General features: G+C 63.2%; 13 protein-coding genes. 8 read left to right on the top strand and 5 right to left on the bottom strand.

What is annotated here, in order from left to right; all coding sequences use genetic code 11:
• The first annotated feature begins 125 nt into the window (after positions 1–125).
• The 4 genes from secB to ABD928_RS14580 all read left to right on the top strand — a co-directional run bounded on the left by secB (position 126) and on the right by ABD928_RS14580 (position 4,040).
• Entirely contained in the window at positions 126–668 is a 543-nt protein-coding gene (gene secB / locus ABD928_RS14595) for a protein-export chaperone SecB (RefSeq protein ID WP_187713877.1), read from the top strand.
• Between the two features lie 28 nt (positions 669–696).
• Entirely contained in the window at positions 697–2,256 is a 1,560-nt protein-coding gene (gene murJ, locus ABD928_RS14590; RefSeq protein WP_345169907.1) for a murein biosynthesis integral membrane protein MurJ, read from the top strand.
• Positions 2,257–2,263: 7 nt separating this feature from the next.
• On the top strand, positions 2,264–3,259 hold the full coding sequence (trpS, locus tag ABD928_RS14585; protein ID WP_187715855.1) for a tryptophan--tRNA ligase: 996 nt from the start codon (positions 2,264–2,266) through the stop codon (positions 3,257–3,259).
• An 85-nt stretch (positions 3,260–3,344) separates the two neighbouring features.
• A complete protein-coding gene (locus ABD928_RS14580; protein WP_345169904.1) occupies positions 3,345–4,040 on the top strand; it encodes a DUF4136 domain-containing protein in 696 nt (231 codons plus the stop codon).
• A gap of 53 nt (positions 4,041–4,093) precedes the next feature.
• Here ABD928_RS14580 and ABD928_RS14575 read toward each other — a convergent pair whose 3' ends face one another.
• From ABD928_RS14575 to mutM, 5 genes are all read right to left on the bottom strand, one after another.
• On the bottom strand, positions 4,094–4,774 hold the full coding sequence (locus tag ABD928_RS14575; protein WP_345169902.1) for a PEPxxWA-CTERM sorting domain-containing protein: 681 nt from the start codon (positions 4,772–4,774) through the stop codon (positions 4,094–4,096).
• A gap of 111 nt (positions 4,775–4,885) precedes the next feature.
• On the bottom strand, positions 4,886–6,433 hold the full coding sequence (locus tag ABD928_RS14570) for a winged helix-turn-helix domain-containing protein (protein ID WP_345169900.1): 1,548 nt from the start codon (positions 6,431–6,433) through the stop codon (positions 4,886–4,888).
• A gap of 108 nt (positions 6,434–6,541) precedes the next feature.
• Positions 6,542–7,960, bottom strand: a complete 1,419-nt coding sequence (gene dnaA / locus ABD928_RS14565; RefSeq protein ID WP_345169898.1) for a chromosomal replication initiator protein DnaA — start codon at positions 7,958–7,960, stop codon at positions 6,542–6,544.
• 349 nt (positions 7,961–8,309) lie between these two features.
• Positions 8,310–8,573: a 30S ribosomal protein S20 gene (gene rpsT, locus ABD928_RS14560; RefSeq protein ID WP_187713872.1), complete on the bottom strand. Its 264-nt coding sequence runs from the start codon at positions 8,571–8,573 to the stop codon at positions 8,310–8,312.
• Between the two features lie 106 nt (positions 8,574–8,679).
• A complete protein-coding gene (gene mutM, locus ABD928_RS14555; RefSeq protein ID WP_187713871.1) occupies positions 8,680–9,486 on the bottom strand; it encodes a bifunctional DNA-formamidopyrimidine glycosylase/DNA-(apurinic or apyrimidinic site) lyase in 807 nt (268 codons plus the stop codon).
• A 47-nt stretch (positions 9,487–9,533) separates the two neighbouring features.
• On the opposite strand from mutM, the gene ABD928_RS14550 reads away from it, so the two are divergent.
• The 4 genes from ABD928_RS14550 to ABD928_RS14535 all read left to right on the top strand — a co-directional run bounded on the left by ABD928_RS14550 (position 9,534) and on the right by ABD928_RS14535 (position 14,737).
• A complete protein-coding gene (locus ABD928_RS14550; protein WP_187713870.1) occupies positions 9,534–10,265 on the top strand; it encodes a class I SAM-dependent methyltransferase in 732 nt (243 codons plus the stop codon).
• The gene (gene ubiB / locus ABD928_RS14545; protein ID WP_345169893.1) at positions 10,262–11,794 is read left to right on the top strand and encodes a 2-polyprenylphenol 6-hydroxylase; all 1,533 of its coding nucleotides are present in this window, start codon (positions 10,262–10,264) and stop codon (positions 11,792–11,794) included. Before ABD928_RS14550 ends, ubiB begins: the two co-directional genes overlap by 4 nt.
• A 154-nt stretch (positions 11,795–11,948) precedes the next feature.
• The gene (locus ABD928_RS14540) at positions 11,949–12,956 is read left to right on the top strand and encodes a hypothetical protein (RefSeq protein WP_187713869.1); all 1,008 of its coding nucleotides are present in this window, start codon (positions 11,949–11,951) and stop codon (positions 12,954–12,956) included.
• 113 nt (positions 12,957–13,069) lie between these two features.
• Positions 13,070–14,737 carry a DUF885 domain-containing protein gene (locus ABD928_RS14535; protein ID WP_187713868.1) on the top strand — a complete coding sequence of 556 codons (1,668 nt, stop codon included), beginning with the start codon at positions 13,070–13,072 and terminating at the stop codon, positions 14,735–14,737.
• Positions 14,738–14,755 lie beyond the last annotated feature (18 nt).

Below are 14,755 nucleotides of genomic sequence, written 5' to 3'. Positions count from 1 at the left end.
AAAGCCCGCATCGCCATGCCGTCGCCATTGCGCGCCCGATGGGCGACTGCTAGTCGGCCAACCGCAAACGCGCACGGGTCCAAACAGGGTCCGCAACTCCCAAATCGATCAAGGCGAAGAACACAATGGCCGATCAGGATACGCTTACACCCGGCAACGGCTCCGGGGACCAGAACCTTGGCCCGCAGGCCGCGACCCTTGCGCAATACATCAAAGACCTTTCGATTGAGAATCCAAATGCGCCGCATGTGTTCCAGTGGCAGGACCAGCCGCGCGTCGACGTTCAGTTCAACATCAATGTCGATCGCGTTTCGGACGACGTTCATGAGGTGGTGATCAAGCTCGACGTCTCCGCACGTTCCGACAGCGGCGTCCAGTTCATGATCGAGCTCAGCTACGGCGGCCTGTTCGGACTTCGCAACTTCCCGGAAGAAGCGCTTGGGCCGTTCCTCCTCGTCGAGGCCCCTCGCCTGCTGTTCCCGTTCGCCCGCCAGATCATTGCGGAGTCGACGCAGAACGCCGGTTTCCCGCCGCTGCTTCTGGACGGCATCGATTTTGGGGCCGCGTACCTCGCGCAACTGCAGGCAGCCCAGGAAGGTGAGGCTAACGGCAGCGGCGAGGCCGCTCCGGCGGAGCCGGCCCCGTCGCCCGACGAGGGCCAGGCGTAATCGCGCCTGACCGAAGCGGGATCGCGTCATGAACCTGCTCAAGGCAACTGGAACAATCGGCGGGCTGACCCTGGTCAGCCGCATTGCGGGCTTCGCGCGCGAGATGCTGATGTCTCGCGTCATGGGCGCAAGCTGGCAGGCGGACGCCTTTTTCGTCGCGTTCCGGCTTCCCAACACTTTTCGCCGTCTGTTCGGTGAAGGCGCCTTTTCGGCCGGCTTCGTCCCGCTCTACAGCCAGCGGCTGCAGGGTGAGAACGGCGAGGTAGAGGCGAAGAAGTTCAGCGAGGAAGTGCTGGCGATCTTTCTCCCGACCCTGATCCTCTTCACCCTCGTCTTCGAGATCATCATGGGACCGTTCGTGTTCCTGATCTCGGGCTATCACGGGCAGGAATTGTGGCTGGCGACGTTCCTCACTCGCCTGACCTTCCCCTACCTGCTGCTGATCAGCCTCGTTTCCCTGTTTTCGGGCATCCTCAACAGCCTCTCGCGGTTCACCGCGGCGGCCTTTGCTCCCGCCTTGCTCAATCTCGCGATGCTCACGGCGCTGATCTTCGTGCCGCAGGGCGGAACGACCACCGCCTACGCGCTTGCTGTCGCCGTCACTGTCGGCGGCATGATGCAGCTCGCGCTGCTCCTGACGGCCTGCAAGCGAGCCGGCGTGGTGCTGAAGCTTCGGCGGCCGAGGATGACTCCCGGCGTCCGCCAGTTTGTCCGGGTCGTCATTCCGGCGACTTTGGGGGCGGGCGTCTATCAGATCAGCGCCTTCATCGACACGTTCTTCCTGACGCGCATCGGGACCGGGGCGATGAGCTATTTCAACTATGCCGACCGCCTCAACCAGCTTCCGCTCGGCGTGATCGGTGCGGCTCTGGGAACTGCGATCCTGCCGCAGGTGAGCAAATATGTCGGCGCCAACGAGCCCGAGAAAGCGGCGAAGGTCCAAGGACAAGCGGCGGAGCTCGCCATGCTGCTCTGCCTTCCCGCGGCCCTCGCTCTTGCGGTGAGCGCTCTTCCCCTGGTGTCGGCGCTCTTCCAGGGCGGCAAGTTCACGCCGGAGGATGCTCGGCTGACGGCGCTGACGCTGTCGATCATCGTGCTTGGCTTGCCGGCTTATGTGCTCGTCAAGGTCCTGACGCCCGGCTTTTACGCTCGGCAAGACACGGCAACGCCAGTGAAGATTGCTGTCTTCGTCCTGATCGCGACCGTTGTCCTCAATTTCGTCCTGATCCCGCCATTCGGCATTGCCGGCCTTGCCTCCGCGATCGCGATTACCTCGTGGCTCAACTGCCTGATCCTCTACGTGATCCTCCATCGGCGCGGGCATTTCCGGATCGAAGGCTGGCTCGCTAGCCGCATCATTCGCCAGCTTATCGCCGGCGCTCTCATGGTCGCGGCTCTGTACGGCATCCGAATGGTTCTCGGCGGCTGGTTCGACGGTACGGTCGTGAAGCGCCTTGCGGGCGTCGTCGCGCTCGTCGGTGGCGGCATGGCGGTCTACTTCCCGGCGGTGTGGTTCCTCGGGGGCACCGACCGCGAGGAACTGAAATCCTTGTTCCGCCGCAGTAGACCGTACACCGATGTCGGCTAACCCCAGCATGCGCGTCGTTTCCGGTATCCAGCCGACCGGCGGGCTTCACCTCGGCAACCTTCTCGGCGCCATCCTTCGCTGGGTCAGGATGCAGGATGAGGCCGAGTGCCTGTTCTTTCTCGCCGATCTTCACGCACTCACCATCGACGTTGCGCCAGCCGAGCTCCGTTCAAACGTTCGCGAGATGGCGGCAGCGCTGATTGCCAGCGGGATCGATCCTAAGAAGTCGATCCTCTTCCAGCAGAGCGCGATCCCCGCCCATCCCGAGCTTGCCTGGATTCTTCAGTGCACCGCTCGGGTCGGCTGGCTGAACCGCATGACGCAGTTCAAGGACAAGACCGGAAAGTCGCGCGAAGGCGCCAGTGTCGGCCTCTACACTTACCCGGTCCTGCAGGCGGCGGATGTTCTCCTCTACCGGGCAACGCACGTGCCAGTGGGAGAAGATCAGAAGCAGCACATCGAGCTCGCCCGCGACATCGCGATCAAGTTCAACACCGATTACGAGGTCGATCTCTTCGTGCCGCCCGAGCCCTTCGTCGGCGGCGGGACCGCGGCCCGGGTGATGAGCCTTCGCGACGGGACTTCGAAAATGTCGAAGTCGGACCCGTCGGACATGAGCCGCATCAACCTGACCGACAGCGACGACACCATCTCTCAGAAGATCCGCAAGGCGAAGACCGATCCCGAGCCACTGCCGGAACACCACGCCGGGCTGGAGGGCAGGCCAGAAGCCAAGAATCTCGTCGGCATTTATGGCGCAGTGACGGGCGAGACCGTCGAGCAGGTTCTGGCCCGATTCGCCGGACAGGGCTTCGGAGCGTTCAAACCGGCGCTGGCCGATGCTCTGGTGGCCCTTTTGCACCCGCTTCGTTCATCTTTGGAAGAGCTCCGAAACGACCCTGCGGAGCTGGACCGTCATCTGGCCGAAGGCTCTGAACGTGCAGCAGAATTGGGCGCGCCGACCCTCGCGGAAGCCTATCGCGCAATCGGTCTACCCCGATGAACGCTCACTTCATCGATAGTTCAGCGGGCAACGACTAATTGGATTTCGATACCCCGCAGTGGGTTTTGGAAATTCGAGGTCTGAAATGTCTATCAAGAAACTGGCCGCCGCTGCCTTTCTGGGTGCGGCTGCGCTGGGCGTGTCGGGCTGCGCCATGGGCCTGCCGACGAATGTCACCCGTTACACCGCTATGCCCGTTCCTGCCGGTCAGACGTTCTACGTCGTCCCGGCGAACGGTGCGCTTCCAACGCTGGAGTTCAACCGCTTCGCGGCCCAGGTCGCGCAGCAGATGGAAGCCAAGGGCTACCGTTCTGCCGGTGCGCCCAACGTCGCCGACATGCTCGTCAAGATCGGATACGGCGTAGACAAGGGAAGCACCGAGGTCTCGGTCGATCCTTTCGCTCGCTCCCATTACTATGATCCGTTCTACCGCGGCCGCTACAGTCCGTTCTACGGCGGCTATTTCGGCCGGCCGTACTACTCGCGGTTCGGCTACGCGGGTTACCGCTCGCCCTTCTACTGGGGCTGGGACGATCCGTACTGGTATGCGTTCGGTCCGGACCCGGTGCGTCAGTACACGGTCTACAAGAGCGAATTGAACCTGGACATCGTCCGCCGGGCCGACAGTGCTCCGCTGTTCAACGGTAAGGCGGCCGCCCGGTCGCAGACGGATGAGCTTGGAACGCTTGTTCCCAACCTTATCGAAGCAATGTTCACCAACTTCCCCGGCACGAACGGGGAAACGGTGAAGATCACCGTCCCGGCCAAGAAGAAGGCGTAAATAAGAATGAAGGCCTGCTCAGGGGACTGGGCAGGCCTTCGAGCTGCCGCTGCTCACGCGACGGCTTTCAAGAGGCTTGCCCGGCGCGATCGCCGAAACGCGGTGCCAGTCAGCCCGAATCCCAAGAGCATCATCAGCCATGTCGCAGGTTCAGGAACCGCACGCGCTTGAGTGCTGCTCGACAGGAAGTCGGCGATTTCCGCGTTCGTCCCGTCTGCAAGCGGGTTCACCCGCGTTCGCGACCAGAGATTGAACATATAGTCTTCCGGCGCGAGGCCCATTGAGTCCAATAGCGACAGCGGCACGGTCGCGGACAGACTGTTGCCGGCGATCGTCGTCCCTCCGGCGATAACATTGAAGGTCGGTGCTCCGGCCGGCGGTATTGTAACAATGCGAAGCGTGCCGTCTGGGAACATCACCACCACGGCATCGAAAAGCACTCCTGCGCCAACGCTTGGACTTCCGAACGTCAGACGCGGCGCGCCGCTGCCTCGATTGATCCCCCAAACGAAAATGCTCCCTGTGGTTGTTCCGATCGCACCGTTCATGGTGGAGGTCAGGAAGTAAGACGTGCCGTCGAACGCGACATCGCCGCTCAGGATATCGACGTCGTCGTTGAGCGGACCCGTATAGGTCGAAAGAAAATCGTCCAGAGGGTCGACAACAGTCGCGGACGCCGGATTGGCGAGGGCCAGCAAGACCGTGGCAGAGGTTACTAAATACAAGAGCCGCATTTTAAGCCTCCCAATTGAGCTCCAATGGGAGGCGACAGTCGCGTATCACGTGGCCTTTCCGAAAGGATGCGCACCTGATGATTGGCCGGCGAACCGCCGATTTCTTGCTGGCTACGCTCGTAGTGAGAGGGGATCGATGTCCATCGAATCCCAGTAGTCGGATAGGCCGATGGCGGTCGTGAGCTGTCGAAAGCGCCTGTCAGAATTGATTGAGGTCATAGCGGGCCAGTAAAGCTGATCGGTGTATCGGCGAGTGTAAGGGCCGATTGGCGATGGCTCGCCGAACGATCCTTCGTTGAGATAGTAACGCTCGAGGCTCGCAAGCGTGAGGTCGGGGCGACCGAGCAATGCGAACACCGGAGCGGCGAAAGCGATCGACTGCACATCGTCGCGGCTCATCCGAACCTGATCTTCTACGGAGGCTTCGATGTCTTCAGGACTCTCTTTGTCGATGGCTCGGGCAAGCCGGATGAATGGCGCGACCTCAGCGTCGCCAGTCCCGGACGGACGGGTTTCCGGATCCATAAGCATAGCAGCTGCCGAACCGGCGCGACCCGTGAAGAGCAGGTGGTCGTACTTGGTATGCCAGAGAAAGGGATTGGCAGGCCAACGGTCTGCCGCTTCCTTGAGAAGGGCGTCGGCATCCTGAATTTGCCCTGCACGAGAAAGTGCTGTCGCTGCAAAGGCATAAGGGCCTGGGATCATCGGATCCCGTTTAATGACGCCCATGTGCAGCGCGGCTCCCTCCTTTAGCCGGCCAACCTGATAATAGAGGATGGCAAGCCTCCCGTTGGCGAGCCAATGGTCTGGGTACTCGCGCTGGATCCTGCTCAATTCAGGCTCCAATCGAGACCAGTTGCGGAAGTATGGCAGGACGCATGCCAGGGCCAGCTGCGCGTCCGGATTATCGGGTTCGAGCTCAAGAGCGCGATTGGCTGCAGAACGAATCCGGTCGGGGAGGCCTGCAAGCTGCGCCTCGCTAAATCCGTCGAGGCCGTGCGTATAGGAAAGAGCCAGCATTCCCCAGGCTGCGCCATACAGCGGGTCGATGCGCACGGCGCGTTCGAAGTAAGATACCGCCTGCCTGGTCTGGTCAGGACGGCTTGCGCGTTGGGCCAGATCGCCAAGCCGCACGAGCTCTACGGCCTCCGGATCGGGGCGATGCTGCCACGGCTTTCGCCAAAGCAATCCAGTACCAAGCGCCCCTGCAACGGCCGCACCAGCGCCGAACAGCCAGTTCCGGCGGCTCGCAGTGGGCGCCGACGGCTCGGATTCGTGAGACCGATCCTTGGCTGCCAGTGCTGCGTCGACGATCCGGTATCCCACCTTCGTGATTGTTTCGATTGCGAAGGTACCGCCCCCAATTTCCGAGGCGACCTGGCGAAGACGCGAAACAGCGCGATTGATGGCGTCCTCTCCGACGATTCGCCCGTCCCAGCACCATGCGATCAGCTCGTCGCGCGTCACGATGCCGCCGCGTGCGCGAGCCAGTGCGACGAGAAGCTGCATTACGCGCGGTTCCAGGGTCTCGCGCTTGTCGCCGCGTTTGACCTGGCGGACTGATGGTTGAACTCTGAGGTCCCCGACCGTGAAGGGCAGTTCGTGCGCAAGGACGATCTGCCCAGGGACAGCCAGCCCGTCGTGCTTTTCTTCCCCCATGACGGAAGATGTAAACCGGAGTTGTTGAAATAAGAAAGGCCCGGCGGGATTGCTCCTGCCGGGCCCATTCTTCGACCTTTGGGGCGGTCGAAACCCCCCTCCCCGAAGCTAGCCTTCGAGCTGGCGCGTCAGCAGGCGAATGTCCGCATCGAGCTCCGCATCGCTAGCGCGAAGCTTCTCGATCTGGCGCACCGCATGGATCACCGTCGTGTGGTCGCGCCCACCGAAACGCCGACCGATGTCTGGCAGCGACTTGGGCGTCAGCTGCTTCGACAAATACATGGCGACCTGGCGCGGGCGAGCGACTTCGCGCGCGCGGCGCGCCGACGTCATTTCGGCCTTGCGGATGCGGTAGTGCTCGGCAACCTGAGCCTGGATCTCGTCGATCGTGATCCGGCGCTGGTTGGCGCGAAGCACATTGGCGAGAACCTCTTCGACGAAAGCGATGTCGATCGCTCGGCCCGTCATCATTGCATAGGCAGCGATGCGGTTGAGCGCGCCTTCCAGCTCTCGAATGCTCGACGTCACCCGGCGGGCGAGGAACTCGACCACGTTTCGCGGCATGTCGACCGCGGGAAGAGCCGCCAGCTTCGTCTCGATGATGTTGAAGCGAAGCTCGAAATCCGCCGAGTTGATGTCTGCGACGAGGCCCCAGGACAGACGCGACAGGATGCGCGGCGCGATTCCGTCAAGGTCCTGTGGGGCGCGATCGGACGTGATCACCAGCCGGCGACCGGCAGTGATGATTTCGTTCATCGTGTGGAAGAATTCTTCCTGCGTCGAGTCCTTGCCGGCAATGAACTGGACGTCGTCGATCAGCAGCAAGTCCGCGCTCCGCAGCCGCTGCTTGAAGCCGATTGTGTCGTTTTCCTTCAGCGCACGGATGAACTCGACCATGAACTTCTCGGCCGACATCGAAACGACCTTGGCCGAGCGATTCTGCGCCAGGAACGCGTGACCGATGGCGTGAAGCAGGTGCGTCTTGCCCCGGCCAGTTCCGCCATGAATGAAAAGTGGGTTGAAGCTTACGGTCTTGGCCGTCGCCAGAGTCCGCGCGGCGGTCGCCGCAACTTCGTTGGCCTTTCCGATGACGAAGGTTTCGAACCGGTAGCGTGGATCGAAGTTCGGTGCGGACGGATCGCGGCCGCGAGCGGCCGGCTCAGGCGCCTCCTCCAGGATCAGCAACGGAGTCGGGCGCGGGCCGTCTGTGCCGGCCATGACCCGGACCGAGCGGACGAGCGGAAGCGTTGACTTCCACGCGAGCGCGAGTCGGTCGCCGAAATGCGAGCGTACCCAGTCGGCCATGAACTGGCTTGGCATGACGATGTCGAGCGTGCCGGTCTCAGGGTCCAGGTCGCCAAGCGCAGCGGGCTTCAGCCAGCCGTCGAATGTTCGCGCACCAAGATCGCGACGAAGCCCCGTACGGATCGATTCCCAAGCGGCTTCGAGCGGCGCTGCGACCAGCCCTTCGACCTGCTCCTGAGACACCTCCGAACGTTGCCCGTGCACTGGTTCGCGCCTCCTCATTTCCCTGTCAAAGAGACAAACGGAGTCCGTCGCGACCAACGCGAGTCGGGCGCCCATGACTGCTTTTCTCTCTAGCCCCCCGGCGCGGATTCGCGACCGGAAAGGCCGTTTTGGAAGCCTCGGGCTGGTGATTCAAGCGCGATTTTTCACAAGACTGAAATAATCAGCCTTGACAGAGGAAACGTGGGACTTTTGCGTTGAAACGGCAGAAAACTGCCATTTTCGTGGTTAGTCGCGCGTTAACGATTCCGCGAATCGCGGGAATTGCTGCATTTTTTTGACGCGGCAAAAAAGAAGGGCCGCCGGCAATGCCGACGGCCCGTTTCTTTGCGGGACTAATCCTCGGGGATTACCCTAGTGCAGCAACCCTCTTGGCCAGCCGCGAGAACTTCCGGGCCGCCGTATTCTTGTGCAGGACGCCACGGGCAACGCCACGTGCCATCTCCGGCTGAGCATCGCGAAGAGCCTTTACGGCATCATCCTTCTTGCCTGCTGCCAAGGCCGACTCGACGGCCTTCACGAAGGTCCGGATGCGGCTGACGCGGCTGTGGTTGATGGCTTCGCGGCGCTCGTTGCGACGGATGCGCTTCTTGGCTTGCGGCGTGTTCGCCATGAATATTCCTCTAAAACCCTGTGTCTCAATGAAAAAGCGGCGCGTAGCCAAGAGGCCGCGCCGACGTGAGGACTCCCCTAACCGGAGAGGCCCGAATCGTCAACAGTCAGCGCTGGCAGGCCGGACAGTAGAATGTCGACCGTCCGCCCTGGACGATTCGACGGACCTTCCCGCCGCACCCGCACGGCTGACCCTCCCGATCATAGACGGCGAACGCCTTCGAAAAATAGCCGAGTTCGCCATCAGGACTGGCGAAGTCCCGCAGCGTCGATCCGCCCGCCTCGATCGCCTCGTCGATCACCTGGCGGATCGCGACCACCAGCCGGTCGAGCCTTGGCAGGCTTATAGAGCCGCCGGCCCGTGTCGGATGGATGTGCGAACGATATAGAGCCTCGCAGACATAAATGTTGCCGAGCCCGGCGACGATCGTCTGATCGAGCAGGAGCTGCTTGATCGCAGCGCTCCGGCCGGCCAGCCGCTGCCTCAGGTCTCCCGCATCAAGCTCGAGCGGCTCGGGTCCCAACACTGCAAACGCCGGCCACGCATCGAGTTCCGAGGTCGGGATCAGATCGACCGAACCGAATCGCCGCGGATCGTTGAGAGCGAGCCGGGTCCCCTCATCCGTCTCCAGCAGCAAGTGGTCGTGCTTCTCGATCTCCGCGCGATTGATCCTCCAGCTACCTGACATGCCGAGATGAAAGATCATGGTATCGTCGCGGTCGGTATGGATCAGGCCATACTTCGCCCGGCGCCCAAGGCCGATGACCTTCGCACCGGTCAGCCGCTGGCCAAGATCCTTTGGGAACGCCCGCCGCAGGTCCGCACGACGCGCCTCGACCCGCTCGATCCGCCTGCCGTCAAGGACCTTGGCAAGTCCGCGGACGGTGGTTTCGACTTCGGGAAGCTCTGGCATCGGCGCGATATGGCGGACTGTCCGCAACCTCGCTAGAGCCGCGCCCCATGTCAGAGAAGGTCAGCTTCGGCGAGGAGCTCGTCAGCCCGGAAGAAAAGACCCGTCGCGTCGGCGAAGTCTTCAGCTCGGTCGCCCGCCGCTACGATGTCATGAACGATTTGATGTCGGGCGGCCTCCACCGGCTGTGGAAGGACCGCTTCGTCGCCCGGGTGAAGCCTCGCACCGGGGAGCGCATTCTCGACATGGCCGGCGGCACCGGTGACATCGCCTTCCGCATGGCGCAGCGCGGCGCCGAGGTCACCGTGTCGGACATCAACGCCGACATGCTTGCGGTCGGTGAAGAGCGCGCGAAAAAGCGCGGCCTGACGGGTCTGAAATGGCAGGTCCAGAACGCCGAGGAACTGATCTTCCCGGACAGTAGCTTCGACGCCTACACGATTGTGTTCGGCATCCGGAACGTCACGCACATTCCGAAAGCACTGAAGGAAGCGCATCGCGTGCTGAAGCGCGGCGGACGCTTCTACTGCATGGAATTTTCACGCAGCGACTGGCCGGGCTTCTCGGAGCTTTACGACGCCTGGTCGAAGAATATCATTCCGAAGCTCGGCAAGGCGATCGCCGACGACGAAGCGAGCTACAAATATCTCGTCGAATCCATCCAGCGCTTTCCACGGCCCGAACGCTTTCGCGAAATGGTGACCGAAGCAGGCTTCGTTCGAGCCGCCGCTGAACCGATGCTCGGCGGGCTGGTGACCATCCACAGCGGGTGGAAGATTTGACCACGACGGTCACCCACCTGTGGCGTCTGTTGAAGTGGGGCCGGACGCTGGCTCGTCACGGCGCCCTGCGCGGTATTGAATCCGATCCCTTGACGCCGCCGCCCGTGCGCCGCCTCGCACGGCTTGCGCGCTTTGGTGCGCGGGTTCCCGATACGCCGGAATATGCTGCGGCTCTTCAGGCGATTGGCCCTGCAGCGATCAAGCTTGGACAGGCTCTTTCGACCCGGCCCGACCTCGTCGGCGCCAAGGCGGCCGAAAATCTGTCCCAGCTTCAGGACAACCTTCCGCCTGCGCCTTTCGCCGCGATCCGGCAGACGATCGAGTCATCCTTCGGGACGAGCATCGAGAGCCTGTTCGTGGAGTTCGACGAAAATCCGATCGGCGCGGCGTCCATCGCGCAGGTCCACAAGGCTGTCACCACGGACGGCAAGGTAGTCGCGGTCAAAGTGCTTCGGCCGGGCGTCGAGGAAGAAATCGCCAGGGCCATCGACACCTACGAGTGGGCAGCCGCTCACGTTGAATCGATGGGCGGGGAGGCAGCCCGCCTGCGCCCCCGCCTTGTCGTCGCCCAATTCAAGCAGTGGACGGCGCGAGAGCTGGACCTTCAGCGAGAGGCCGCGTCAGCCTCCGAACTCCGCGAGAACATGATCGCCGAGCCGGGCTATTACGTGCCCGAAATCGACTGGCGCCGGACCGCCAGGCGGGTGCTCACGCTCGAATGGCTCGACGGGATCAAGCTGAACGACCGCGAGGCGCTGATCGCCGAAGGGCACGACTGCAGCGCCTTGTCCGGAATTCTCGTCCGCGCCTTCCTTCGCCAGGCCGTGGTCGACGGCTTCTTCCACGCCGACCTGCACCACGGGAACCTGTTCGCCCTGCGTGACGGCCGGATCGCCGCCATCGATTTCGGGATCATGGGCCGCATCGACCGCAGAGCGCGAATGTGGCTTGCGGAAATCCTCTACGGGCTGATCACGGGCGACTATCGGCGCGTCGCGGAAATCCACTTTGAGGCGCAGTACGTGCCCTCGCACCACAATGTGCAGGAGTTCGCGACCGCCCTGCGTGCGGCCGGCGAGCCGATCCGGGGCCTCCCCGTCAAGGAGATTTCCGTCGGACGGATGCTGGAGAGCCTGTTCTCCATCACGCGCGATTTCGACATGCCGACGCAGCCGCATTTGCTGCTTCTGCAGAAGTCGATGGTGATGAACGAGGGCGTGGCGACCGCGCTCGATCCCGACATTAACATGTGGGAGACAGCAGAGCCGTTCCTTCGCGACTGGCTGCGCTCCGAGCTTGGCCCCGAGGCATATTACGCCGACCGCATCGTCGAGCTGGTCCGCGCCGCCAAGCTTGTGCCCGAACTGATCAAGCGGATCGACCAGTACTATCCCCCATTCGGTGCTGCCCCTCCTCCCCCGCCACTGCCCGAGATTGCGGTGATCCAGCGGCCGAGATGGGCCGGCTATGGGCTGGTCGCGCTGATCGGTGCAGCGGTCGGAGCGGCTGCCATATTCTTGGTCGGCTAGACGACTCTTTCACTTCCGAATCAGCAGCTTGCGCCAGCCGGATGTCTGGATGCGCCGAGCGACGTTGAGGCACGGAACGGCCATTCACTCGCTCCGTTGGACAGAGGTGGGCGCACCCGCCCGCTTCAATTTCGTCCAGACAAGGAGGCCCGCAATGGCAAGAGGATATGGCGACGACATGAACCGCGACCGATGGCGCGACGAGAATCGCGAACGGTCGAGCTACGGACGTGATCGCGACGAGGATCGCGGCTTCTTCGAGCGCGCCGGCGAACAGCTTCGCTCCTGGTTTGGCGACGATGACGACGATCGCCGGCCCGGTCGCGACTATCAGCGCGACACGTCCTGGAACCGCGACCAGCAGATCAACCGCGGCCAGCAGCCTCGCTCTTGGGACAACGACCGCAATTCAAGCTCGCACGGCGTGGGCTGGAGCGGCGGATCGTCGTGGGATCAGGATCAGCACCGGAGCGCTGAGCGCAATCGTGGGCATGGCCGTGAAACCGGCGGCTACGGTGGCGGGATGAGCCAAGGTCAACGCTCAGGAAGCAACTGGGATCGCGAACAAGGCCGCGGCGGATACGGTTCGCCCCGCAGTTCATCGCAGGATCGCGACCGCAGCCTCTCCAGTGGCTTCGGCGGCTTTCGCAACGAGAGCGACTTCCGCGGCCAGCATCGGCGCGACCACGCGCAAAGCTGGGGCGAAGCCAATCGCGGTGAGAACGAATCGCTCGGCTACAGCGACATGGGCGACACTCTTGGCGGCTTCGGCAATCAGCGCTTCGGCAGCAGCCAGGACGATCACTATCGCAGCTGGCGCGACCGTCAGATGTCGCAACTCGACCGCGATTACGACGATTACTGCCGCGAGCGCGAACATCAATTCCACTCCGACTTCGATAGCTGGCGGCGCAATCGCCAGAGCCAGTCTCCGTCGGCATCGAGCGGCGGCTCGGGTGTCGACACGGGAATGGCATCGAATGCTGGTGTCGGAACGACCACGGCTTCGGTGACCGGAACCGGCGGCAGCGGCTCCGCAAGTGGCGCCGCGACCGGCGTTGGCGGCTCGATCCAGGCCGACACCACGCGGGCGATCGAGACGGCTGATGCCGGTTCGGAAACTGGCAGCGGCGGACGTTCTGGCTCACGCTCGCGAACCTAGGTGCAAGTTCGTCACGGGAGGCGGGGCTCGCAAGGGCCCCGCCTTTTTCGTGCCTGCTTGCGCTGCGGCAGCGGGGCGATAACCTCCGGCGACAACCTTTGGGGGACTGGCCGATGTTTCGAATTGCCCTGGCGCTTGCGATTTCCGCCATTCCCATGATTTCGGCATCACCGGCGCAAGCCGCTCAAGCCTCCGCCTCGACCTATCCTCAGTTGCTCAAGGCGTTCGAAGAATGGCGAGCGCTAAACCAGCCCAAGATCGCCAACGGCCGTCCCGATTATGGCCCGTCGGCGATGGCTGAGAAGGCAGGGGACCTAGCCAACCTGCAACTGCAGATGACCGGGCTGAACACCGACGGTTGGACCGCTTCGCAGAAGGGCGACTACCGCCTGATGCAGGCTGAGATGAGCGGCCTCGATTTCTACTTCCGCGTCCTCAAGCCCTGGGCCCGCGACCCAGGTTTTTACCAGACCGTCTTTCCGGAGATGAGCGACGTTCCGGCGCACGAGGGTACCTACGCCGAGCCGGTCATCGACCTGTTCGCCTATCGTTGGCCGCTCAATGCGGCCGACCAGAAGCGCCTGACCGCGCAATTGGCGACCATTCCGCCGCTCCTGACCGATGCGCGCGCGAACCTCGCCGGCAGCACGGCTCACGACCTTTGGGCCTACGGCGACCGTGCCTTTCGCGAGCAGGCCGAAGCCCTCGCAGCGCTGGAAGCGGGCACCCTGAGCCTTAACGACCTCGACGGCCGGCGCACGGCGTCGCTCCTAGGCGCGTCGCCGCAGCTGAAGAAAGCCGTCGCCGAGGCGCGCGAGGCAACCGTCTCCTTCGCCGACTGGATCAAGTCCGAGGCACCCAAGCGCCAGGGCCCGTCCGGCGTCGGCAAGGACAACTACAATTGGTACCTGAAGCACGTCCTGCTCGGCCCCTACGACTTCGACCAGCAGGTCACCTTGCTCCGCCGGGAGCTCGACCGTTCGCTGGCGTCGCTTCGACTGGAGGAGGTGCGCAATCGCACGGCTCCGCCAATCCCTGAAATCAAGGATCCGGCTGCCTACAAGGCGATGGCGCTGGCGCGTGAGGAGAGGCTCTACCGGCTGCTCGTCGATGCCGGCTTTATTGCCGACAAGCCCTACTTCCGCTCCGCATTGTTCGGCCAGCTAGGCGATTACACGCCGGTCGAGCAGCGCAACTTCTTCACCCACGTCACTGCACTCGATCCGCTGCCGCTTTCGAGCCACCAATTCCACTGGATCGAGCTCGCTCGCCTCCGCCAAGAACCGCACCCCAGCCCGATCCGGCAGACGCCTCCCCTCTTCAACATCTACGCTGACCGCTCCGAAGGCCTGGCAACGGCGATGGAAGAGGTGCTGATGCAGGCGGGCCTCTACGACGACGAGCCCCATGGCCGCGAACTGGTCTGGATCATGCTCGCCAATCGCGCCGCCCGCGGCCTCGCGTCATTGCGGGTGCAGGCCAACGAGATCGGGCTCGACGAAGCCGGCAAGTATCACGCGTCTTGGACTCCGCGCGGCTGGTCCGACGCCAACAGCAGGCTCGTCGGCTTCGAGCAGCTGCTCTACCTTCGCCAGCCCGGTTACGGCCCAAGCTACATTATCGGCAAGACTCAGCTCGACCACCTGCTCGCCAAGGCCTCGCACCAGGCCGACATCGAGGGACGCCCCTTCTCATCTCGCGACACCTTCGCTGCCATCTGGGCGTCCGGCATCGTTCCCTTCGCCATCATCGAGGACGAGTTTCTCGAACCCGCGAATTAGCCGGAACTCGACTCTCGA

It is taken from the genome of Sphingomonas daechungensis, assembly GCF_039543105.1.
GTDB lineage: Bacteria > Pseudomonadota > Alphaproteobacteria > Sphingomonadales > Sphingomonadaceae > Sphingomicrobium > Sphingomicrobium daechungense.
The sequence above is the reverse complement of the archived record's forward strand: the minus strand, read 5'-3'. Positions and strand labels throughout refer to the sequence as shown.